Consider the following 20,561-nt stretch of genomic DNA (forward strand, 5'->3'; position numbering starts at 1 on the left):
CAACGGTTCATCCATGCGCTTGCTCACGAGGGCGTTGGCTTCGGCCTGGGTCTGCTGGGTGGTTCGCGCGATGACCTGCATGTCGGCGAGCGGGTTGTGCAGCGCGCGCTGCACAACCTCATTCGCGTTGAACGGCGGCTTGCCCGACGACGACGCGATCTGCTTCGCGATGGACTCCAGATCGCCCAGCGTGCGGCGCAAAATCTCGAGCTGCTTGTCGCGCAACGCCTCGATGCCGCCGAACGCGACGCGATTGGTGGCCGCGAGCGCCTCGACGTCCTTGCGCCGCGATTCCATGATGGCGGTGACGTCGAACCCTGGTAGCTGATACTGCTGGAACATGGCGGCAAACTGGCTGAACGGATCGCTGAATTTTGATTGATTCATCTTGCCTCCCAGGTTCATTCGGACAAGCGCGGGCGCGATTCGATGACCGTCGCCTTCACGCGGCAGTGCGCCGTTTGCCGCACTTTCGCAACCAGCGGCCGGCTCCTGATACTACCAATTTACGTGTCCGAAATGGGGCAAGGGAAAACACCAGATCGCGCCACACACGACTTGATTCAGGTCAAATGCGGCTCGCTGCAAACGACCATCATAAGAATGAAGAAGCCGCGCAAGGCGGCGTGGAGAAAGCGATGGTCAAAGCCGAAGCGCGCATCGTCGCGGCGGCGATCGCGGTTTTCGTGGCGCTCGCGGGCATCATGGTCGCGCTGCACGGGCTTGTCTTCGACAGGCAGGCCGCGCTCGATTACGGCGCGCTTGCCGTTCTGATCGGCGTCGCGTCGTTCGCGGTCCTCTTGATGCCAATGCCTGAAGACCACGCCTGACGTTCTTGCCGACCCCGGCGTGCGCCGCGTCAGAAATATTCGTCGCCCGCGAATACGCTGTGCTCGGCCTTGATCTGCGCGCGATCGACGCACTGCACATGCCAGCGGCCGACGCGCGGGTTCGACGCGCCCTCGGCATACCACAGCACGCGCCCGGCAACGCCTTCGGGCGGGCCGCCGGGCGCTTCCACATCGAGCTCTTCCAGCTTGCAGACGGGCTGCTGCTCATGCGGATGGCAGATCAGCGTGCCGTCCGCCGCGGAACCGAGCGCGCCCCAGTCCGGCACGTCCACCGACTGATGGCCTTCGCGGGACCAGCGGCGAGTTTCCTTGTCGAGCCACAGGATGGCGTAGGCGGCGGGTGGCGCGCCCTCGAAACCATCGAGCTTGACGGTGATACGCATGACATCCTCCATGAAACGAGTTTCGACGGGGCGGACGCTGACTGCGTTAGCGGCGTGTTGTGGGTTGCGTCGCTGGAGCTTCGAATCGGGTTCGACTATGCGCGAGACATTGGGTTCACGAGCGATTAAAAGCAAGTCCGGTGCCGATGTCGTGAAACTCCCGCGCGCGTGCTTCCAGCATAGTCTCGGCCGCTGACGCTTTGACGACAACCGTCATCATCGCGTGGATATGGCTTTGCAGACGAGCGCCAGACGAGTGCGCCGTGCACCACCGCGTCCGGTTTGCGCCCGGGATCGGGCTTTCGAGAAAGATAAGCTGCATAACGAACGATCGTCAGACTCGCGCGAGCCGCGCTCGGTCGACAATATGCAAACGCCGCCCGGTGAGTTCGATGGCCTGCTCGCGTTGCAGCTTCGACAACGCGCGGCTCACCGTTTCGAGTTCCAGTCCGAGATGGCTCGCTATATCGGCGCGCGTCATGGGCAACAGCATGTCGGCGCAATCGTCCAGAGCGAGTCGTGACGACAAATCGAGCAGGAATGCGCCGACGCGTTCGCGCGCGGGCAGGGTGCCGAGCATCACCGCGAGCCGTGCCGCGCGCACGATTTCCACGCTCATGATGGCGAGCAGCGCGTGCTGCATCCGCGCATATTCGCGGCACAACGGTTCGAGAATTCCGACCGGCATGATGCGCACGACGCTGTCTTCCAGCGCGACGGCATCGCTTTGATGACAGCCGGTGCAAATGCCATCGAGCCCGAGCGTTTCGTCTGCCAAATGGAAAGCGGTGACCTGCGTGCGCGGGGCGGTGTCGCCGGCGGCGGCGAGGCAGACGGCGACGCTCTTGAAGCTGCCGGACTGCACCGTATAGAGGCTTCGAAGCGGCTCGGCGGCGCAGTAGAGCGCGTCGCCGCGAACGACCGAACGAGTCGGAAACGCGATGCCGTCGGTGTCCGCAAAGTGCACATGCAGGGCGGCGGGCCGACGCGCGTCGTCGAAATCGGTGGCGCTGACCATGCGCGTTCTCCCGCAAGTTCCACGCTTCCAGTATGGTCTACGCCGCGCGCAACGGAAATGCATCAATTGGCAACGGCATTCGCCAGCGGCAAGACAATCTGCGCCTGTGCGCCGCCGCCTTCGCGTGGACGCAGTTCGAGCGTGCCGCCGTGCAGCCGCGCGATGCGCTCCACAATGGCGAGCCCAAGGCCCGTGCCCTTCGGCTGGCCCTCGCCGCCGCCGCGCTTGAACGGCTGCTTGAGCGACTCCGCGTCGTGCGTGCCGAGGCCCTTGCCGCGATCCTCCACGACGATGCAGACACTGCGCGTCTTTTCGTCCATCCACGTGCGCACGCCGAGCCCGACGACGCCATACAGCACCGCGTTTTGCATCAGATTCATCAGCATGCGCATCATGCCGATGGGACGGAAGGCGAACGGCGGTATGTCCCCGAGCGACAGCGCGAACTCGTGGCCGAGGCCCGCGAAATCCGCGGCGAGATTCGCGACGAGCGCATTGATGTCGCCGACGACAGGCGACTCTTTCGCGCCGCTGCCCGCATAGTCCATGAACTGCTGGAGAATCGTGTCGATCTGGTCCAGATAGCCTTCCGCCGAGGCCGCGAACGATGCGTCCACCGAAGGCACCGAAGACATCGCCATGGCGAGGCGCAGCTTGGTCATCGGCGTGCGGATGTCGTGCGAGATGCCGGCGAGCATCAGCGCGCGCGTGGCCTCGGCTTCGGCGAGCGCCGCTGTCATGCGATTGAACGCAGCGCTCACTTGCGCGATCTCAGTCGGGCCGTCGGTCGGCAACACGCCCGGCTCGCCGCCTGCGGACAAGCGCCGCGCGGCATCGGCGAGATCGGCGAGCGGGCGGTTCAGGTGGCGTTGAATCGCGTACGCCGTCGCGATGGCGAGCGCGCCGAGCCCGAGCGACAGCAAAAGCGTCGTGGTCAGCCCGTCGTCATGCGCGGCTTCGGGCACGGCAAGCGCGATCCAGCGCGGCTCGCCTGCGAGATGCACGCGAATCCACAAGCGCTGCTGCGCGTCGGCGGATGTCTCGGCGCTTTGCCAGCGAACCGGCATATCGGCGGGCAGATGACGACGCAGGCTTTCGACGAAGGTATCGCGCTGATACGTCCGATAAAAGCGCAGCCACGAGCGGGGCGGCTCCGTGTTCGCGCTCGATGGCAGATCCGCGCGGGCGTCGAGGCGCGCCGTGCCGGCCGGCATGTCGCGCAGCACCGTATCGAGCGTCTCGATGTAACTTGCGAACGTCGCGGCGGCCCGCTCGATGCGCGGCGTCTGAATAAGGTGCAGGAGCACGGCGAGCGCGCAGACCTGACTCACCGCGACGAGCGCGACGAGCAGCAGCACGTTGCGCGCGAAAAGCGAGCGCGGCGCGAAGCTCACGGCTCGATATCCGCGAGCAGCATATAGCCGACGCCCCACACGGTCTTGATAAAGCGCGGCTTGGCCGGGTCGTCTTCGATCAGCTGACGCAGGCGCAGCACCTGCACGTCGATGCTGCGGTCGAGCGCGTCGTGCTCGCGGCCGCGCGTTCGGGCGATGAGATTATCGCGGCTCACCGCGCGATTCGGCGACGATCCGAGCGCGTTGAGCAACTGCATCTGCGCCGAGTGGATCTCGAACGGCTCGCCGCCACGAAACAGGCGTTGCTTGCCGAGATCCAGCCGGAAGTCGCCGAAGCGAATGACTTGCGTGGTCAGCGTCGGATCGCCTGCTGCAATCTTCTGGCGACGCAGCAGCGCGCGCACGCGGGCGACGAGTTCTTGCGGCAGGAACGGCTTTGCCAGATAGTCGTCCGCGCCGGTTTCGAGCCCGACCACTTTGTCGACCGGATCGCCTTTTGCGGTGAGCATGAGGATGGGCAGCGTATGGCCTTCGGCGCGCAAGCGGCGGCACACGGAGAGGCCGTCTTCCGGTTCCATCATCCAGTCGAGCACGAGCAGGTCGTACGGTTCGCGCTGAAGATAACGGTCGAGGCGCTTGCCGTTTTCCACGACGCGCACCTCGAACCCTTGCGACGTGAGAAACCGCTGGAGCATGTTGCGCAGTTCGGCTTCGTCATCGAGCACGATGATCTTCGGCGCGGTTTCCATGAGATGGCCCCGGTCAGCGTTGCGCGGCGTGCTCGCGCATGAAGGCTTCGATCTGCGGCAGCGTCACGTAGCCGTTTTTCTGCGTGTCGATCTCGTCGAAGTGCTTCGCGACCTTCGGCATGCCGGTGGATGCCTGATCGCGCGTGAGCTTGCCGTCGTGCGTGACGTTCGCTTGCGCGAAGCGCGTTTGCAGCATCTGCATGCCGCGTTCGACGCGCGGCGAGACGCCCATCGGCTGCGTCGCGGTCTGCGCGAACGCGGGGGCGGAAAGAAGGGCGAGGCATGTGGCCAATGAAGCAATTGAAGCGGCAATCTTCTGCACGACGTTCTCCTTGTCGAGATGCAAAGCGAAGTAATCGGTGACAGAGATTTTTATTGAGGCGCGCATCGAAGGCAATGACAGCGGCGCGACGAATCATGTCGAGATATTTCGTGGTCCGCGCTCATGCACCGTGCCGACATACGGCGACACAAGTTGCCGCTAACGCTTTCGTTTCTCCTTGGCTATCGTTGCTCGGGTCGCGCATTCAGCGATTGAACCCATCGATTCGACTCATCGATACGAAAGGACATCACGATGAACATCCGTCTGCTCAGTCTTTCCGCCGCCGCCGCTTTCACGTTGACCTGCACGCAGAGCGCGTCGGCGGGAACGGCCGTTCAGGTCTCCTATATCGCGCCGGCCGTGGTCTATGCGCCCCCGCCGCGTCCGGTTTACTACTACGCGCCTCCCGCGCCGCCTTACTACTATGTGCCCGCACGTACGGTCGTCGCTGTGCCGGTCGCGCCGCCCGTCGCGGTGATCGCGCCGCCGCCTCCGCCGCCGAAACCGCCGGTCGTGGTCGTGAGCGCGCCGGTGCGCGTGTACGCGCCGCCCGTGCGTGTCATGTATGCGCAGCCGGTCGTGGCCGCGCCGATGGTCGTCGTGCGTTGACCGCGATGCACTGAGCATAGTGCATTTCGCCAGCGCCATGGGAACGCGCGGGCGCGGGACCGATGCTTGCGCTCAAGCCTGCGACGACGCATGCACGGCTTCTATACTGAATGAACCACGTCGGCGCACGGCGTCCGTGGCGTGGCAATCGTCAGAAGGAGGGCCGAGCCATGTTGTTCATCGTCAGTTGGACCGCGCTGCCCGAAGTCCGCGAGCGGGCAGCGGAGCGGTTTCTTCAGAACGCCGGCGCGCCGCCGGACGGCGTCCGATTGCTCGGGCGCTGGCACGGTATCGGGTCGATACGCGGCTTCGGCGTGGCAGAGAGCGACGAGATCGAGCCGGTCGCGCGATGGGCGTACGAATGGTCCGATCTGTTCACGCTCGACATCATGCCCGCGCTGACGGACGAACAGCTCGGCAAGCTGCTCGCCGATGCGGCCGGGCGGCGTTAGACGTTTTCGCGGCGAAATCGGGGATACCCCGGACAGGAGACAAGCGTGACGCAAGCCACTACCAACGAACCGTGCATCATTTCCGTCGCCATTACGGGGTCGGTGCCGCGCAAGAAGGACAACCCGGCGGTCCCCATCACGATCGCCGAGCAAATAGAAAGCACCCACGAGGCGTACGAAGCCGGCGCGACGCTCGTGCACCTGCATGTGCGCGACGAAGAAGAGCGGTCGAGCTCGGACCGGCATCGCTTCGAAGAACTACAGGACGGCATCCGCAAGCATTGCCCGGACATCATCATTCAGTTCTCGACCGGCGGCCGCGGACGATCGTTCGAGCAGCGCGGCGCGATGCTGGACCTGAAGCCGGACATGGCGTCGCTCGCTACCGGTTCGGTGAATTTTCCGACGATCGTCTATGAGAATCCGCCCGACTTCGTGCGCTCGCTCGCGCAACTCATGCTCGATCACAACGTGAAGCCCGAAATCGAAGTCTTCGATTTGGCGATGCTGTACAGCACGGTCGATCTGGTGAATCAAGGCTTGCTCAAGCGGCCGGTCCACGTCCAGTTCGTGCTCGGCGTGAAAAACGCACTGCCGGCGCGGCGCGAGATTCTCGAATTCGAAGTCGAGCAACTGAAGAAGCATTTGCCCGACGCAACGTGGGTGGCGGCGGGCATCGGGCGGCACCAGCTCGAAGTGAATCACTGGACGCTGCAAATGGGCGGCCACTGCCGGACCGGCCTCGAAGACAACGTCCGCTGGGACAAAGACACGCTCGCGGAAAGCAACGCGCAACTGGTGAGCCGGGTGGCGTCGTTGTGCGCTGAGTACGGGCGTCCGGTGGCGAGCGCGAAGGAGGCGCGCCGGCTGCTTTCGCTTGAATAGCTTCCGCCAAGACGCCTTGAGGACAGGGCGGGCACCCGCGAGTGTCAGGTGCCCCGCTCGGCTCGATGCCAACGACGCGGCAGCCAATTGCCGGTAAATCTGCCTTACAATCGTCGTCTACCCTGACAAGCCTGTCCAGCGTGAACATGAACGAGCGTAAGTCGCCCGGCTTGGCCGACCGCATCTACAGCGACATTCTCAACAGCATCATCGAAGGCGAGTTCAAGGAAGGCGACCGGCTCATGACCGAGCACGCGCTCGCGGACCGCTTCGCGACTTCGCGGCCGACCGTGCGCGAAGCGCTGGCGCGTCTGCGCGCGGACGGCATCATCGTGACGCGGCGCGGCTCGGGCACGACCGTCGGCCGCCGTCCCGATCCGGACGTGCGCCGCTTCGCCCCGCTCGAAACGCTCTCCGACATTCGCCGCTGCTACGAATTCCGCATCGTCACGGAGGCGGGCGCGGCGGAACTCGCGGCGCAGAAAGCCGACGAGGACGATCTTTTTGCCATCGAGCAAGCGTGGAAGCAGCTCGAACGCGTGGTGGAGGCGCAGCAGGGCATCGGCGCGAGCGATGACTTCGCGTTTCATCTTGCAGTGGCCCGCGCATCGAAGAATCAGTTCTTTATCAGCGCGATGTCGTTTATCGAAGAGCAGGTCGTCTTCAGCATGAATCTCTCGCGCAACCTGTCGCTTGTGAAGACGCTCGAACGGCAGCGGCTCGTGCAGCGAGAACACCTCGATATCCTCGAAGCCATTCGCGCGCGCGACTCCGTGCGCGCCGGCGAGGCGATGAAAACGCATCTCGCGGGTGCGCTGGAGCGCATGTTCGGCAACTAGATGTCGTACGACTCCAGTCGGCGCATCCGGGGAAACGCTGATTAACACCTCCTGATACGTGAAGTTGTTTGACAACTTTATGCCGCCTTGCTAGCTTCCACGCACGGTCAGCCCAAGCTGAGCGAGGCGTCATTCATGAAAGTCGAACGCATCACGGTCAGCGAATTTTCTCAGAGCGTCATGGCCGTGCCGCCCCTTGCGCGGCGAGCCGACTATTCACTCGACGAGGCGCAGAACCGCGCGCTGGTGGCCCATATCGAGGCCGGCGGCGTGCGCACTGTGCTGTATGGCGGCAACGCCAACCTCTATCACGTCGCAGTGAGCGAATATCGTGAACTGCTCGACATGCTGGCGCAAATCGCCGGGCCGCAAACGCGCGTCATTCCGGCGATAGGTCCCGACTACGGGAAGATGCTCGATCAGGCGCGCATTCTGGCGCAAACCGACTACCGCACCGTGATGGTCCTGCCGCTAGCGGGGTTCACAACGCCGCAGGGCGTCGCAACCGGACTCAGGCGGCTCACGGATATCGCCGGCATGCCTTTCACGCTCTACATCAAGAGCGAGGACTACATCGACGTCGATACCCTTGCGGCGCTCGTCGCCGACGGCACGCTGCTCGCCGTCAAATATGCGATCGTGCGTGCCGACCCGTCCGACGATCCTTTTCTGCGGCGGCTTCTCGACAGCGTGCCGGCGTCGCAAGTCATATCCGGCATGGGCGAGCGGCCCGCGCTGGTGCACTCGCGCGATTTCGGCCTCGCCGCGTGGACGACCGGCTCGGGTTGCATCGCCCCGCACGCCGTGATGGCGCTGCTGCGCGCCGCGAAGTCCGGAGAAGCGGACGAAGCGCAGCGTCTCTACGACCGCTTTCTTCCGCTGGAAACACTGCGCGACGACATCTCGCTGATTCGCGTGCTGCACGACGCCGTCACGCTCTCAGGCATCGCGGACATGGGCCCGATTCTGCCGCTCCTTTCCGCAACGCCTGAGCATGCTTTGCCCGCCGTCGAGCGGGAAGCGCGGATTCTCCTCACATTCGACCGTACGCTCGCAGGAAACGCCGGGTAAAAGAAGTAAAACAAGCGGGGTAACGAGGCGCTCCGGGTATATCCCGACAGCCGGGCGCAACGCCGCGCCAGAACGCATTCAACTGCCTTTCTGCACTGCAAGGAAACAGGGAAAGCCGCCGCCGATTTGCTTGACATACGATGATTCGGTTGGCTATTTTGCTGCTTCGTGAGCTAATAACGACGCGAGGGCGCCGACCGACAGACCAAGAGACAGCGCACCGAGCACCATCAGAACGAAGCACGAACAGGCCGGCGATCGAATTCATCGACAGAATCGACAAGCGACCGGACCTCGTCCCAATAGCGGTTGCGAGAGAAGTGAGGAGACAACATGGCTTTCAAGGCAGGACTGTCAGTGAAACTGGCGGCGCTGTGCGTCGCCGTGAGCGCGGCGTTCGCGACGAGCGCGGCGCAGGCGGCGGACCCGGTGGCGATCAACATCGTGGACGTCGCGGGCAATCTTCAACTGACGCAGAAGGGCTTCGAAGCGTTCAAGGCAAAGTACCCGGATCTCGTGTCCAGCATCACGTTCACCAACGCGCCTGCGCCGCAGCTGCCGGGCAAGATCAAGGCGATGCAGGCGGCAGGCCGCTCGGACATCGACCTCGTGGTGACCGGCACCGATGCGCTCGCCGCCGGCATCCAGCAGGGCCTGTGGGAGAAGCTGCTGCCCGAGCACGCCGCCGTGTTCCCCGGCGTACTGGACAAATACGCGCCCGGTCCGCGCAAGATGCAGGACATCGCGCAAGGCTACGGTCTCGAAGTGACGTACATGCCCGCCGGCCCGCTGCTCGAATACAACCCGGCCAAGGTCAGCGATCCGCCGAAGACGCCGGATCAGTTGCTCGCGTGGTGCAAGGCGCATCCGAACAAGCTGATCTATGCGCGTCCGGCCAATTCCGGTCCGGGGCGCACGTTCCTGATGGGCCTGCCGTACGTGCTCGGCGACAAGAATCCGGCGGACCCGGTCAACGGCTGGGACAAGACCTGGGCTTTCCTCAAGCAGCTGAACGACTGCATTCCTTACTACCCGGGCGGCACGTCGGCCGTGATGAAGGAACTGGGCGAAGGCACGCGTGACATGACCGTCACCGTGACCGGCTGGGACATCAATCCGCGCGCGCTCGGCATCGTGCCGGCCGAATTCAAGGTGCAGGCGTTCGACAACATGACGTGGGTGAACGACGCTCACTACATGGTTATTCCGAAGGGCGTGCCGAAAGAAAAGCTCGACGTGCTCTACAAGCTGATGAACTTCATGCTGGAACCGGCGCAACAGGCGTTGACTTACGACGACGGCTATTTCTATCCCGGCCCGGCAGTCAAGGACGTGCCGCTGTCGGCTGCGCCCGCGAAGAGCCAGGAAGTGATTCAGAAGTTCGGCCGCCCCGAGTACGCGAAGCTGCTGGCTGACCGGCCGCACGTCGTGCCGCTGAATGCGCAGGCGATGGTTGCCGCGTTCCAGAAGTGGGACCGCGAAATCGGCGCGCAGAAGACGAAGTAAGCACATCGCACTCGCAGGCCCATGGCGGCGGCGTTCCTTTCGGGGCGTCGCCGCTCGCGCAACAGGAAATCGCCATGAAGCACACTTTTGAGCAGTTGCGCCTCGACTCCGTCTCGCGCAGCTTCACCAACGCGCAGGGACATCAGCTCGCCGCGCTGAAAGGACTCGATCTCGACATCCAGCGCGGCGAGTTCATCGCGCTGCTCGGGCCCTCGGGCTGCGGCAAATCCACCGCGCTGAACTGCATCGCCGGATTGCAGCCGCTGACGGGCGGCGGCATCTGGCTCGACGACAAGCGCATCGACGTGCTGCCGCCCGAGAAGCGCGGCTTTGGCATGGTCTTTCAGAATTACGCTCTCTTTCCGCACATGTCGGTGCTCGACAACGTCGGCTTCGGACTGAAGATGCGCGGCGTATCGAAAGCGGAAGCGGTCAAGCGCGCGAAAGCGGCGCTGCAACTCGTGCAGCTCACGGGCCACGACGCGAAGCTCCCCGGCCAGCTTTCGGGCGGCCAGCAGCAGCGCGTGGCGATCGCGCGGGCGATCGTCATCGAGCCGCCGCTCGTGTTGATGGACGAGCCGCTCTCGAACCTCGACACGAAGCTGCGCATCGAAATGCGCGCCGAAATCCGCCGCATTCACGGCAAGCTGGAGCGCGCGACCATCTACGTGACGCACGATCAGGACGAAGCGCTCTCGATGGCAGATCGCATCGTCGTGATGAAGGAGGGCGTCGTGCAGCAAGTCGCGCCGCCGAAGGAAGTCTATTCGCGGCCGAAGAACCTGCATGTCGCGCGTTTCATGGGCTTTCGCAATGTCGCGCCGTTCATGCTCGAAGGCACGCAGGGCGACACGGTCGCCGTGAGCGCGAACGGCGTGCGCCTCTTCGGCACGCCGATGGAAGGCTTCGACAGCAAGAACGTGAGCGTCGCGCTGCGTCCGGAAGACATGGAACGCGCCGCGCCCGGCGACCAGAACGCGTTCGACGCGCACGTCGAGACCGTCGAATACGGCGGCCGGGATTCGCTCATCCGCGTGAATACGGCGTTCGGCAAGCTGTGGGCGCGCATTGCGGGCGAATGCGCGGAAGGCGAGCGCATCGTGCTGCGCGTGTCGCCCGCGAAGGCGCTCGTGTACGGAGAAGAAAAATGATCGCGCTTCCCGCGCAGCGCGATCCGAAGGGCTGGCTCGTCGCGCCGGCGCTCGTCTTCATCATCGCGCTCTTCATCTACCCGTTCGCGTACGGGCTCATGCTGTCGTTCAATCCGATGAACGGCGGCGGCGCCTGGGCGAACTACGTGTCGTTTTTCACCGATACGTCGATGTGGCCGACGATCATCGTCACGCTGAAGCTCGCCGTGCCCGCGACGATCATCAACGTCGGCATTTCGGTGCCCGTCGCGTTCGCGTTGCGGCGCTCGTCGCCGTATCAGAAGTTCGTGACCACGCTGCTCGTCATTCCGGTGACGCTCGGCACCGTGCTGATCGCCGACGGCATGCTCACGTACTTCAGCCCGAACGGCTGGTTCCCGCAGGCAGTTCAGGCGCTGCATCTGTATGGCGACGAAGTGCGGCTCACGCATAACTACTGGGGCGTGCTCATTTCGCTGATCGTGTCGGGCTTTCCGTTCGCGTTCCTGCTGACGCTTTCCTACGTGACGGGCATCGACCCGACGCTCGCGCGCGCCGCCGCCACGCTCGGTGCGAGTCCGTGGCAGCAGTTTCGCCAGATCTATCTGCCGCTCTTGCTGCCCGGCCTCACGATGACCGCGTGCCTTTCGTTCGTGCAGGCGTTCTCGGTGTTTCCGTCGGCGGTGCTGCTCGGCGCGCCCGCGGGTCCCACGCGCGTGATCTCGATTGCCGCGTCGGAAGCTGCGTTCGAAAGCTACGACTATTCGCTGGCATCGACGATTGCGATCGTGATGGGCTTCGTGCAGTTGCTCGTCGTGGGCGGCATGCTCGGCGCGCGCCGCTTCATCTACACGGGTCCGGTGAGCGGAGGGAAGGGATAATGGCAACCGACAACCGCGCGGCGCCCGCCTGGCAGGCCCCCGCGCCGACTCAACGCTCCGGCAAGAACATGAAACAGCAAGCGAGCCTGCGCGACAGGGTGTGGAAAGCGTTCGTCTGGGTCACGATGGGCTTCTTCCTGCTCAACGTCCTGCTTCTCATCGCGACGGTCGCGGTGAATTCCGTCGCGACGCGCTGGTTCGGCACACTGCTGCCGCAAGGGTTCACGCTGCACTGGTACGCGCAGGCGTGGAGCGACTTTCAGTTGTCGAGCGTGCTGCTCGTGACGCTCGAAGTGGTGGGCGCGGTGGTGCTGCTGTCCATCGTACTCGGCGTGCCCGCGGCGTATGCGCTCGCGCGCGTGCAGTTCCCCGGCAAGCGCTTCGCGATGCTCGTGTTCCTGCTGCCGCTGATGGTCCCGCCCGTGACCTACGGCATCCCGATGGCGACGGTCATGTACAAGTTCCATCTCGCGGGCACGCTGACCGGCGTGATTCTCGCGAATCTGGTGCCTGCGCTGCCATTCGTGATTCTGGTGATGACGCCGTTCATCGAGCAGATCGACCCGAATCTGGAATCCGCCGCGCGCATTTTCGGCGCGAACACCGTGCGCTATTTCCGCTACGTGCTATTGCCGCTGCTCGTGCCGGGCATGCTCGCAGCGGGGCTGCTGGTGCTGGTGCGGACCATCGGCATGTTCGAGCTGACGTTCTTCACCGCCGGGCCGACGACCCAGACGCTCGTCGTCGCGCTGTACTACGCGGTGTTTTCGACCGGCGTGCGCGCGCCACAATCCATCGACGCCATGGCGATGATCTACATGGCCATCACGCTCGTCTGGGTGTTGATCGCGCTGCAATTCGTGAGTCCGACGCAACTGGTCTCGCGCGTGAAAGAGCAGCGGCAGTGACGTTCTCGAAGCCGATGCGCCCGGTTGTCGAGTTGCGTGCCGAGCCGCGCCTTCGCGTGGCGAGCGGGCCGCATGTGATCGAGGTGGCGCCGGCCGCTGGCGGGCGCATCACGCGTTTCACGACGCACGACGAAGCCGGCGCGCACGACTGGCTCGTGCCGATCACCGCGCCGAGCTGGCCGTGCGACGCGTGGCCGAAGGGCGGCTGCTATCCGCTCGTGCCGTTCTCGAACCGCGTGCGGGATGCGCGGTTTCCCGCGCCGGGCGGCGAGCGCGTCGAACTGGCGACGTTTCCCGGCATGGCGCACGCGCTGCACGGCTTCGGGCAGTACGCGGCATGGCGCGTCGAACGTCACGACGCCGATTGCATCGAACTGCGTTACACGCATCGCGAGGGCGAGCACGGCTGGCCGTGGGCGTTCGACGCGATCCAGACGATTCACGCGGCCGTCGACGGCGCGCATGTGTCGATGCGCGTCGTCAACCGCTCGCCACGGCCGATGCCGGCGGGCTTCGGTTTTCATCCGTACTTCGCGGCGCTTGAAGCCGAACTGGATGCCGCGACGCTCTGGCGCCATGAAGCCGAGATCGCGCTGGGACCGTCGGACGAGCATCCGCCGCGCCGTCACGTGAAAGAGTCGGGCGGCTATACGCGGTATCTGAGCGGCTGGGACGGCCGAGCGACGCTTTTCTATGCCGATGGCCGCGCGCTCGCGCTCGAAGCCGACGGCGCGCTGGGACATGCGGTCGTGCATTGCCCGGCAGGCGGTGCGTACCTCTGCGTGGAGCCGGTCTCGCATGTGAGCGACGGCTTCAATCTCGACGCGCAAGGTATCGGCGGAACGGGCGTCGTGGTCATTGCGCCGGGGAGCGAAGTCGCCGCGTCGCTCGCCATGAGACCGGGGCGCTGAACCGGGCCGCCGCTCACCGCGCGAGCGGCGCGGTAAAGAACGCATCGACCAGATCGACGATGCGCCATGTCGAACACGGACGCCTGCAATGCGCGTCGAAGCCCGCGTCCTTCAACTTCTGCACCGGATCGGCGGGCCACACGTTGCTCATCGCGACCAGCAAACGCCCCGTCACGTCGGCGTCCATGCGCAGCGTGCGAATGAAGACATAGCCGGGATCGCTGTCCAGGGCCGTATCGAGCACGAGCGCCTGTGGCTGCCAGCTATGCAGCAGCGCGCGCACCGACGCCAGATCCTGCGCGTGGATGACCTGCAGGCCTTTCAACCGAAGCTGCACCGCTAGCGAATCCGCGATGGACTTGTCCTTGTGCGCGATCAGCACGCGCCGCGCGGAGTCGTCCGGGCGCGCGCGCTTGATGCGCCACAGGGCGAATTCGCTTTCGTTGTCGGATGAGCGGGGTGGCATCGCGTTCTCCTCTTCGTGACGGATGCGTCGAGTGTCGGCCGGCCGCGTGCCGCCCGACACCCGGCGGCGGCGGGGAGCGGCGAACATTCTGGGAGACTGCCGAATGTATCCCTTCGAATGGAGGGGTTCGACCGGCGACAGGCGCGCGTAATATCGGAAGCGTTCTCGGGGACTCGCAATGGAAAACGGCTATTTCAAAACAGTATTGCTGGTAGAGGACGAAGGGCTCACGCGCAGCGCGATGAAAACGCTGATCCTCGCGAACGAGCCCTTGCTCGAGATCGACGAAGCCGATGGATTCGAGCAGGCGAAAGCGAAGCTCTCGGCGAATTCGTACGATCTGATGTTTCTCGACTATCACTTGCGCGGCCAGGCCACCGGCATGGACCTGCTCAACTGGATACGCGAGGAGGAGCGCGAGGTTCAGACCATCATGCTGTCCGCTCAGGACGACCGCGATACCGTGCTCGAATGCATTCGGAACGGCGCGTGCGGTTTCATCTCGAAGGGCAGCGAGCAGGGCGCGAGCGTGTTTCGCGAAGCGCTGAAGACCATTCTTAACGGGCGCGTCTATCTGCCCAACACGGTGCTCGGCAAAGGCGGCCACAGCCCGAAGCCGGTCTCGACGCATGCAGGCGTCACCATCGAATCGCTCGATCTGCCGCCACGCCTGACCGAAACGCTGCGCTATCTGCTGCAAGGGCTGTCGAACAAGGCCATCGCGCGCAAGATGAACATCAGCGAGAACACGGCCAAGGAATATTCGAGCGACCTGCTCGCGCGCTTTCATGTCACGCGGCGAACCTTCCTGATCGTCGAAATGGCGCGGCGGGGCATCGAAATGCCGATGGGCAACACGTCGTCGGCGTCCTGAGCGGCTTGTCAGGGCACGGCGCCGTCGCGCGCGCGCCGCGTCCCCTTTTCTCAAAACTCCGAGGATTCACACCGGAATGGTAAGGTAGAGCCCGGTTTATTTTGAGATGGGAAACGCGCAGGTGAAGAGCAGGTCGATGACTCATAGAATGAAAGGCGTCAGCGCGGCATTCGCGCTGGCAACGGCGCTCGCGCTCGCTGCATGCGCGCCGCTCCCCGATCAGCAGAAGAGCGCCGATGCGGCCGCGGCTGCCTCGGCGGCGCAAGCCGCGCAGGCGGCCTCCGCAGCGGCAGCGGCGAAAGCCGCCGCGCAACCTTCGGGGCCGACGGAACAGCGCATCGTCGTCGGCGGGGCGAACGGGTATCGCGTGACCGTCAAGACGACGCCGCCCGCGCAGGTTTGCGACAACGCCGCCTTCGCGGACGGCGTGCGCTACGGCTACGCGCTGACATGGAACCGGCTCGTCGGCGAGGCCGTGCGTGAAAACGGCGGCAAGACGCTCAAGAGCAAGCTCGGCAAGTTCGACCCGTCCGCCATCCACTCGCAAGACGACCAGTACAAGATCCAGTGGGACGGCAAGGAGCGCACCAACGCGTGCGCGTCCGACGGCTATCTGATCGGGCGGATCGTCGGCACGCATCTCGCCGGCGTCGACATGCGCAACGGCAAGCCGTCGTAATACGCGGCGCGCTTCAGTCGCAGGCGCGCGCCGCCGTGACGTAGCGGCTGCCCGCCGCGCTGTCGCCGTAGATCGTGTAGCCGGTGCCGTATGCCGCCGGCTGCGCGACGACCAAAATGGCCGATGAGCCGCCTTGTCCCGGAACCGATACCGCCAGCGAATCGGGGCCGAGGCCATATTCCCGCACGCGCGGCGCGATGGGCGTCCACCGCGCCTTGACGCACTTCGTGAACTCCAGCGTCGCGAGCGTCGACGCGCCCGAGCCGATGGGCACGGTTTTCAGCAGCGCGTCGTCGGTGCTGACGCACCCGTTGAGCGCCAGCGCGAAACAGACTGCCAACGTGCTTGTGACACTTTTTCTCATATTTCCGATGCCTTTGGTGGTGGTATCCGCTTAGTCTTCTCGCCGATGATGCGCGGCGCGCTCGTATTGAAGCAGCCTTCGCTCCCGACGAGATCGGCCTGGGAGCGGGAGTCCGCGTAGAGCGCGCGAAGCCCTTTCCCGAATATCGGTCAAGTTGGGTCAACCGTAGCCGTTATACAGGCGTTTCTTACGCGGAAACCGTTTTGTATGGCGAGCCGCTGGCGAATACCGACGCGGCGCGCCCACTGTGCATCATGCGCCGCCCCCGATAACAACGATTTGCGCCGCAGCCGGCAGTGTCATCGCCGGATCGCGGCGCGAGCAAGTCCAGAAAACGCATGTCTCGCAGAAAGTCGTTCACCTCGCTTCGCGCCCTTCGCACGCTCGGACGCTCTTGCGTCGCGCGTCTCGATCTCCAACGGTTCGCCGCGCCCGCGCTCACGGTTTTCGTGTGTGCGCTCCTCCTCGTCGTGTTCCAGCATCTGTCGCATACGGTCGATTACAAGTCCGTCGTGCGGTCGCTGCGGCTGCTCTCGCTGCAAGCGTGGGGCGCGGCGCTGTTCGCCACCGCCCTGAGCTTCGCGGCGCTCGTCGGCCGCGATGCCGTCGGCTTGCGGCACATTGGCGTCGCGGTGCCGCGTTCGCTGCTGTGGGTCGGCGCGACGGTCGGCTCGGCGCTCGGCAACGTCACGGGCTTCGGCGCGCTGACGGGCGGGGCGGTGCGCTGCCGCGTCTACGGCGCGGCGGAAGTGACGCCCGCGCAGGTCGGCCGGCTGTCGATCTTCACGGGCGTGACGCTCGCGCTCTCGCTCGCGTTCATGGCGGCGCTCGGCATGCTGTGCTCGGCGGGCACGGTGGCGAACATGCTGCATCTCTCGCCCGCGATACTGCGCGTGCTCGGCGCGGCGCTGCTCGCGGTGTTCGTCGCGATGCTCGTCTTCTGCGGTAGCGAGCAGCGCACGTTGCGTTCGCGCTGGACATGGCTCGCGTTCACGGTGCCGACGCGCCGCGACTTCATCGCGCAAACCGCGCTCGCCGTCGTCGACGTGCTCGGCGCGGGGCTCGCGCTCTGGGCGATGCTGCCGGGCGCGCACGTCGGCTTCGGCGAATTCATGACGGTGTTCTCGACGGCGATGCTGCTCGGGATGATCGGCCATACGCCGGGCGGCGTCGGCGTGTTCGAGGCGGCAATGGTGTTCGCGCTCGGCCGCAACGTCGCGACGCCGGACGTGCTCGCCGCGCTCCTCGCTTATCGCGCGATCTATTTCGGCCTGCCGCTGATTCTCTCGGCCGCCGTGATGGCCGCGTTCGAAGGCCGCGCGCTGAAAGGCCGCTTCTCGTTCCTGCATCCGCGCCGCGTGTCGTCGCTCGCGCCGTTGTTCCTCGCGATCGTCGCGTTCGCGGCGGGGTCCATGCTCGTCATCTCCGGCGCGACGCCCGCGTTCAAGATGCGCATTGCGCTTTTGCAGACCGTCATTCCGTTGTGGGTGCTGGAAAGCTCGCAACTGCTCGGCAGCGTGATGGGCGTCATGCTGCTTTTCGTCGCGCGCGGCCTCATGCGCCGGCTCGACGCCGCGTGGTGGGTCGCGCTCATTCTCGCGGTCGCGAACTTCGCGCTGTCGCTGGCAAAGGGGCTCGCGTTCATCGAAGCGGGCGTCCTTGCGTTTCTCATCGTGCTGCTCGTTTCGACGCGCGAGCGCTTCAATCGCCGGGCGTCGCTGTTCGCCGAGCGATTCACGGCGACGTGGCTCGTTTCCGTCGGCATGGTGATGGCGGTCGCGGTATGGATCATGTTCTTCGCCTTCCGCGACGTGCCGTACAACACGGATCTCTGGTGGCAATTCGCGTTCGACGAGCGCGCGCCGCGTGCGCTGCGCGCGACGCTCGCAGCGGGCGTGTTCGCGTGCGCGTTCGCCGTCTGGCAGTTGCTGCGCCCGGCGGCGGGCCGCTTCGAAATGCCCGCGCGGGAGGATCTCGCCGATGCGGCGCGCATTTTCCGCGCGCAGGAGCGCAGCGACGCCGGCCTCGCGATGATGGGCGACAAGAGCTTTCTGTTCTCCGAGTCGCGCGAGGCGTTTCTCATGTACGCGAAGCACGGCCGCACGTGGGCCGCGCTGCACGATCCGGTCGGCCCGCGCAGCGAGTGGGCGGGGCTGATCCGCCGTTTCGTGGAACTCGCGCATTCGCACAACGGCCGCGCCGCGTTTTATCAGGTGCGCGCGGACGCGCTGCCGCTCTATCTCGACGCCGGTCTCACGCTGATGAAGCTCGGCGAGGAAGCGCACGTCGCGCTGTCCGAGTTCGACCTGAAAGGCTCGCACCGCGCGCATTTGCGCTATGCGTTGAAGCGCGGCGAACGCGACGGCTTCGACACCGAGCTGATCGGCCCGGACCGCATCGCGGAAAGCATGCCGATGCTGCGCGAGATTTCCGACGACTGGCTCGACAGCCGCTCGGCGCGTGAAAAGAGCTTCTCGGTGGCGGCGTTCAACGAGGAATATCTTGCCGCCCAGTCGGTGCTGCTCGTGCGTCAGCAGGGCGTGCCGGTCGCGTTCGTCACGTTCATGACGACGGACCTGCACACCGAAGCGACCGTCGGCGTGATGCGTCACGTGGCGGAAGCCTCGTCGTATGCGATGGAGTACCTCTTCACCAAGCTCGCGCTGCATCTGAAAGAGGCGGGGTTCAAATCGCTGTCGCTTGGCATCGCGCCGTTGTCCGGCATGGAGCCGACGCCGCTCGCTTCGCACTGGCATCGGCTGGCGGGACTCGTATGGCGCTTCGGCGGACGCTTCTACAACTTCCGCGGCCTGCGCGGATTCAAAAGCAAGTTCCAGCCGCACTGGGAGCCGCGTTATCTTGCGGCGTCCGGTTCGGTCAGCGTGTTTCTCACTTTGGCGGACCTCTCGTTGCTGGCGGGAGGCTGGCGTTCATGAACAAGTTGGGCAAGAAACTGGCGGCGCTCGCGGCGGCCGCCGTCTGCGGCGTCTCCCTGATTGGCGCGGCGCACGCGAACACCGTTTCGGGCGGCCGCTACGGGCAGGTCACGGTGACGAAACCGGCTGGCGCGATGACGGGCTTCGTCGTGCTGTTATCGGAGAAAAGCGGCTGGAGCGAGTCGGACCAGCAAGCCGCCGATGCGCTCGCGGCCAAGGGCGCGATGGTCGTCGGCGTCGATACGCCGCGCTACGCCGCGCGCCTTGCCGCGGAGAAGAAGGAGACGTGCCACAACCTCGTCGGCGATGCGGAGGACATGAGCCATCAGCTCGAACGCACGGTGCAGACGAGCCGCTATTTCTCGCCGATCTTCGCCGGTGCGGGCCAAGGCGCGACGGTCGCGGAACACGCGCTCGGCCAGGCGCCGGACAACACGGTGGCGGGCGCGGTATCGCTCGCGCCGGAGGCCACGCTCGACGCGCGCTTCAAGCCGTGTCCGCCGGACCCGACCATCATCCACATGAAGGGCCTGCCGGGCTTCATGGAGCGCGCCGCGTGGCCGCCCGGCCGCACGAAGGCCGACGCGATCGTGGCAATGACCGCGCCCCACCTGACCAAACCCGAGGCGCCTGCTGCGAACGATGTGTCCGATCTCCCGCTCGTCGAGCTGCGCGCGTCGCAGCCGACTGACTTGCTCGCCATCGTCATTTCCGGTGACGGCGGCTGGCGCGACCTCGACAAGACGATGGCGCTCGCCCTTCAGCGCGACGGCGTGTCGGTGATCGGCATCGATTCGCTGCGCTATTTCTGGAGCGAGAAGTCGCCGCAGCGCACGGCAGCGGATATCGCCCGCGTGGTGCGCGCCTACAGCGCGCGCTGGCATACGAGCCACGTGGCGCTCGTCGGCTACTCGTTCGGCGCGGACGTGATGCCGTTCGCGTACAACCGACTGCCCGACGACGTGCGGCGCCAGGTCTCGTATATCTCGTTGATGGGCTTTGCGCCCGAGGCCGATTTTCAGATTCGCGTGACCGGCTGGCTCGGCATGAAGGCGAGCGACAAGGCGCTCAAAGTGAAGCCGGAGCTCGCGCAACTGCCGCCCGCGATGGTCCAGTGCATCTACGGCGAAAAAGAAGACGATACGCTCTGCCCGGCGCTGACAAAGACGGGCATCGACGTGGTGAAGCTGCCGGGCGATCATCACTTCGGCGGCGACTACGACGCGCTCGCGCGGCGAATTCTGGCCGGCTGGCGCAAGCAGATCGCGGCGAAGCAAGCGGCGTGAGGTCGGGGCGACGACGGCCGGTCAAGACGAAGCCGGCCTTGCCCCGACCCTCTGGTTCTCGGCTGTAAAAGGGCACTCGAAAA

The 20,561-nt window shown here is 65.3% G+C and carries 23 protein-coding genes; 15 read left to right on the top strand and 8 right to left on the bottom strand.

The window, feature by feature from the left end:
- Positions 1-387 (bottom strand): phasin family protein (locus NCR37_RS16125; protein ID WP_250473869.1); only part of this gene is annotated, 387 nt, incomplete at its 3' end.
- A 251-nt stretch (positions 388-638) separates the two neighbouring features.
- Here NCR37_RS16125 and NCR37_RS16130 point away from each other — a divergent pair.
- Positions 639-830 carry a DUF2964 family protein gene (locus NCR37_RS16130; RefSeq protein ID WP_250473870.1) on the top strand — a complete coding sequence of 64 codons (192 nt, stop codon included), beginning with the start codon at positions 639-641 and terminating at the stop codon, positions 828-830.
- Between the two features lie 29 nt (positions 831-859).
- Here NCR37_RS16130 and NCR37_RS16135 read toward each other — a convergent pair whose 3' ends face one another.
- From NCR37_RS16135 to NCR37_RS16155, 5 genes are all read right to left on the bottom strand, one after another.
- Positions 860-1,234, bottom strand: coding sequence for a DUF3564 family protein (locus NCR37_RS16135; RefSeq protein ID WP_250473871.1), 375 nt, complete (start codon positions 1,232-1,234; stop codon positions 860-862).
- A gap of 334 nt (positions 1,235-1,568) precedes the next feature.
- Positions 1,569-2,252 (bottom strand): Crp/Fnr family transcriptional regulator, encoded by a 684-nt coding sequence (locus NCR37_RS16140; RefSeq protein ID WP_250473872.1) that lies wholly within the window; start codon positions 2,250-2,252, stop codon positions 1,569-1,571.
- Positions 2,253-2,314: 62 nt separating this feature from the next.
- Positions 2,315-3,646, bottom strand: a complete 1,332-nt coding sequence (locus NCR37_RS16145) for an ATP-binding protein (protein WP_250473873.1) — start codon at positions 3,644-3,646, stop codon at positions 2,315-2,317.
- Entirely contained in the window at positions 3,643-4,356 is a 714-nt protein-coding gene (locus NCR37_RS16150) for a response regulator (protein ID WP_250473874.1), read from the bottom strand. Before NCR37_RS16150 ends, NCR37_RS16145 begins: the two co-directional genes overlap by 4 nt.
- A 13-nt stretch (positions 4,357-4,369) precedes the next feature.
- On the bottom strand, positions 4,370-4,669 hold the full coding sequence (locus NCR37_RS16155; RefSeq protein WP_250473994.1) for an EF-hand domain-containing protein: 300 nt from the start codon (positions 4,667-4,669) through the stop codon (positions 4,370-4,372).
- A 264-nt stretch (positions 4,670-4,933) separates the two neighbouring features.
- On the opposite strand from NCR37_RS16155, the gene NCR37_RS16160 reads away from it, so the two are divergent.
- The 10 genes from NCR37_RS16160 (at position 4,934) to NCR37_RS16205 (ending at position 13,873) form a co-directional block, all read left to right on the top strand.
- Positions 4,934-5,290, top strand: coding sequence for a hypothetical protein (locus tag NCR37_RS16160; RefSeq protein ID WP_250473875.1), 357 nt, complete (start codon positions 4,934-4,936; stop codon positions 5,288-5,290).
- Positions 5,291-5,460: 170 nt separating this feature from the next.
- Positions 5,461-5,742: a DUF3303 domain-containing protein gene (locus NCR37_RS16165; RefSeq protein ID WP_250473876.1), complete on the top strand. Its 282-nt coding sequence runs from the start codon at positions 5,461-5,463 to the stop codon at positions 5,740-5,742.
- Between the two features lie 45 nt (positions 5,743-5,787).
- Entirely contained in the window at positions 5,788-6,627 is an 840-nt protein-coding gene (locus NCR37_RS16170) for a 3-oxoadipate:acetyl-CoA acetyltransferase (protein WP_250473877.1), read from the top strand.
- A gap of 146 nt (positions 6,628-6,773) precedes the next feature.
- Complete coding sequence (locus NCR37_RS16175) at positions 6,774-7,466, top strand: FadR/GntR family transcriptional regulator (RefSeq protein ID WP_250473878.1); 693 nt, start codon at positions 6,774-6,776, stop codon at positions 7,464-7,466.
- A 135-nt stretch (positions 7,467-7,601) separates the two neighbouring features.
- A complete protein-coding gene (locus NCR37_RS16180) occupies positions 7,602-8,537 on the top strand; it encodes a dihydrodipicolinate synthase family protein (protein ID WP_250473879.1) in 936 nt (311 codons plus the stop codon).
- Positions 8,538-8,870: 333 nt separating this feature from the next.
- The gene (locus NCR37_RS16185) at positions 8,871-10,043 is read left to right on the top strand and encodes an ABC transporter substrate-binding protein (protein ID WP_250473880.1); all 1,173 of its coding nucleotides are present in this window, start codon (positions 8,871-8,873) and stop codon (positions 10,041-10,043) included.
- A gap of 74 nt (positions 10,044-10,117) precedes the next feature.
- Complete coding sequence (locus tag NCR37_RS16190) at positions 10,118-11,194, top strand: ABC transporter ATP-binding protein (protein WP_250473881.1); 1,077 nt, start codon at positions 10,118-10,120, stop codon at positions 11,192-11,194.
- On the top strand, positions 11,191-12,054 hold the full coding sequence (locus NCR37_RS16195; protein ID WP_250473882.1) for an ABC transporter permease: 864 nt from the start codon (positions 11,191-11,193) through the stop codon (positions 12,052-12,054). Before NCR37_RS16190 ends, NCR37_RS16195 begins: the two co-directional genes overlap by 4 nt.
- A 68-nt stretch (positions 12,055-12,122) precedes the next feature.
- Positions 12,123-12,962, top strand: a complete 840-nt coding sequence (locus NCR37_RS16200; RefSeq protein WP_371747464.1) for an ABC transporter permease — start codon at positions 12,123-12,125, stop codon at positions 12,960-12,962.
- Entirely contained in the window at positions 12,959-13,873 is a 915-nt protein-coding gene (locus tag NCR37_RS16205; protein ID WP_250473883.1) for an aldose epimerase family protein, read from the top strand. The genes NCR37_RS16200 and NCR37_RS16205 overlap by 4 nt, the downstream gene beginning before the upstream one ends.
- Before the next feature lie 13 nt (positions 13,874-13,886).
- Here the strand turns inward: NCR37_RS16205 and NCR37_RS16210 are convergent, their stop codons facing one another.
- Positions 13,887-14,339, bottom strand: a complete 453-nt coding sequence (locus tag NCR37_RS16210; RefSeq protein ID WP_250473884.1) for a response regulator — start codon at positions 14,337-14,339, stop codon at positions 13,887-13,889.
- 178 nt (positions 14,340-14,517) lie between these two features.
- Between NCR37_RS16210 and NCR37_RS16215 the strand changes: the two genes are divergently transcribed.
- A complete protein-coding gene (locus NCR37_RS16215) occupies positions 14,518-15,213 on the top strand; it encodes a response regulator (RefSeq protein WP_175941781.1) in 696 nt (231 codons plus the stop codon).
- Positions 15,214-15,349: 136 nt separating this feature from the next.
- The gene (locus tag NCR37_RS16220; protein ID WP_250473885.1) at positions 15,350-15,892 is read left to right on the top strand and encodes a hypothetical protein; all 543 of its coding nucleotides are present in this window, start codon (positions 15,350-15,352) and stop codon (positions 15,890-15,892) included.
- Positions 15,893-15,905: 13 nt separating this feature from the next.
- On the opposite strand, the gene NCR37_RS16225 is transcribed toward NCR37_RS16220, so the two are convergent.
- Positions 15,906-16,232: a hypothetical protein gene (locus tag NCR37_RS16225; protein WP_250473886.1), complete on the bottom strand. Its 327-nt coding sequence runs from the start codon at positions 16,230-16,232 to the stop codon at positions 15,906-15,908.
- Positions 16,233-16,594: 362 nt separating this feature from the next.
- On the opposite strand from NCR37_RS16225, the gene mprF reads away from it, so the two are divergent.
- Together mprF and NCR37_RS16235 are read left to right on the top strand one after the other, a co-directional pair.
- Positions 16,595-19,192: a bifunctional lysylphosphatidylglycerol flippase/synthetase MprF gene (mprF, locus tag NCR37_RS16230; RefSeq protein WP_250473887.1), complete on the top strand. Its 2,598-nt coding sequence runs from the start codon at positions 16,595-16,597 to the stop codon at positions 19,190-19,192.
- Positions 19,189-20,478 (top strand): virulence factor family protein, encoded by a 1,290-nt coding sequence (locus tag NCR37_RS16235; protein WP_250473888.1) that lies wholly within the window; start codon positions 19,189-19,191, stop codon positions 20,476-20,478. The genes mprF and NCR37_RS16235 overlap by 4 nt, the downstream gene beginning before the upstream one ends.
- Positions 20,479-20,561 lie beyond the last annotated feature (83 nt).

The organism is Caballeronia sp. GAFFF1, assembly GCF_023630705.1.
Taxonomy (GTDB): domain Bacteria; phylum Pseudomonadota; class Gammaproteobacteria; order Burkholderiales; family Burkholderiaceae; genus Caballeronia.

Bases quoted from the DNA above. Each gene is read 5' to 3' on its own strand.
- NCR37_RS16215 (WP_175941781.1), top strand. From the start codon at position 14,518: ATGGAAAACGGCTATTTCAAAACAGTATTGCTGGTAGAGGACGAAGGG.
- NCR37_RS16195 (WP_250473882.1), top strand. From the start codon at position 11,191: ATGATCGCGCTTCCCGCGCAGCGCGATCCGAAGGGCTGGCTCGTCGCG.
- NCR37_RS16185 (WP_250473880.1), top strand. From the start codon at position 8,871: ATGGCTTTCAAGGCAGGACTGTCAGTGAAACTGGCGGCGCTGTGCGTC.
- NCR37_RS16160 (WP_250473875.1), top strand. From the start codon at position 4,934: ATGAACATCCGTCTGCTCAGTCTTTCCGCCGCCGCCGCTTTCACGTTG.
- NCR37_RS16150 (WP_250473874.1), bottom strand. From the start codon at position 4,356: ATGGAAACCGCGCCGAAGATCATCGTGCTCGATGACGAAGCCGAACTG.
- NCR37_RS16220 (WP_250473885.1), top strand. From the start codon at position 15,350: ATGACTCATAGAATGAAAGGCGTCAGCGCGGCATTCGCGCTGGCAACG.
- NCR37_RS16135 (WP_250473871.1), bottom strand. From the start codon at position 1,234: ATGCGTATCACCGTCAAGCTCGATGGTTTCGAGGGCGCGCCACCCGCC.
- NCR37_RS16200 (WP_371747464.1), top strand. From the start codon at position 12,123: ATGAAACAGCAAGCGAGCCTGCGCGACAGGGTGTGGAAAGCGTTCGTC.
- NCR37_RS16190 (WP_250473881.1), top strand. From the start codon at position 10,118: ATGAAGCACACTTTTGAGCAGTTGCGCCTCGACTCCGTCTCGCGCAGC.
- NCR37_RS16180 (WP_250473879.1), top strand. From the start codon at position 7,602: ATGAAAGTCGAACGCATCACGGTCAGCGAATTTTCTCAGAGCGTCATG.
- mprF (WP_250473887.1), top strand. From the start codon at position 16,595: ATGTCTCGCAGAAAGTCGTTCACCTCGCTTCGCGCCCTTCGCACGCTC.
- NCR37_RS16210 (WP_250473884.1), bottom strand. From the start codon at position 14,339: ATGCCACCCCGCTCATCCGACAACGAAAGCGAATTCGCCCTGTGGCGC.
- NCR37_RS16165 (WP_250473876.1), top strand. From the start codon at position 5,461: ATGTTGTTCATCGTCAGTTGGACCGCGCTGCCCGAAGTCCGCGAGCGG.
- NCR37_RS16140 (WP_250473872.1), bottom strand. From the start codon at position 2,252: ATGGTCAGCGCCACCGATTTCGACGACGCGCGTCGGCCCGCCGCCCTG.
- NCR37_RS16130 (WP_250473870.1), top strand. From the start codon at position 639: ATGGTCAAAGCCGAAGCGCGCATCGTCGCGGCGGCGATCGCGGTTTTC.
- NCR37_RS16235 (WP_250473888.1), top strand. From the start codon at position 19,189: ATGAACAAGTTGGGCAAGAAACTGGCGGCGCTCGCGGCGGCCGCCGTC.
- NCR37_RS16175 (WP_250473878.1), top strand. From the start codon at position 6,774: ATGAACGAGCGTAAGTCGCCCGGCTTGGCCGACCGCATCTACAGCGAC.